The organism is Microbulbifer okhotskensis, assembly GCF_023895975.1.
GTDB classification, from domain to species: domain Bacteria; phylum Pseudomonadota; class Gammaproteobacteria; order Pseudomonadales; family Cellvibrionaceae; genus Microbulbifer; species Microbulbifer okhotskensis.
Window position 1 is genome coordinate 1 of the sequence record NZ_JALBWM010000363.1, and the last position, 559, is coordinate 559.

Here is a 559-nt window from a genome sequence, read left to right on the forward strand (position 1 = left end):
GAAAATCGAATACCGCCTATGCCTTGGACGCCCAACAGACAATAGACGAAGAAGGTCGATCACGAATTGAGCTATATGCCGATCATGCCGTCAAAGTTGCGGCAGCAATTCGTGCGCTTGGAATTAAATACCTTGCTGCAGATGCCTATTATAGCAAGGTGAAATTTGTTTCAGCCATTATTCCAACGGGGTTGCACATTGTTGGAAAGTTGCGAAAAGATGCAAACTTACAGTGGTTATATGAAGGAACATATAAAGGCTCGGGTCGTCCCAGGAAATATGATGGCAAGGTTGATTTTGACACAGACGTACATCGTTTTGACTACGTTGGTGCTCTGAATGAAAAAACTGAAGTATATACGAAAATTGTTCATGCCAAATTTTTGAAGCGACCAATTCGAGTTGTGATGTTGAAATCTATAAAGGACGACAAAGAGGGTCACGCATTATTGTATTCGACAGACACAAAGCTGGATGCAATGACACTGGTCGCGTATTACAAATCTAGATTCCAAATAGAATTTCTATTCAGAGACGCAAAACAGCACGTAGGCCTGAC

General features: G+C 41.9%; 1 protein-coding gene. It reads left to right on the plus strand.

Annotation, left to right across the window (positions count from 1 at the left end):
* Nucleotides 1-559, plus strand: a 559-nt coding sequence (locus MO867_RS22520; protein ID WP_252473339.1) for a transposase, incomplete at both ends; no start/stop codon positions are given.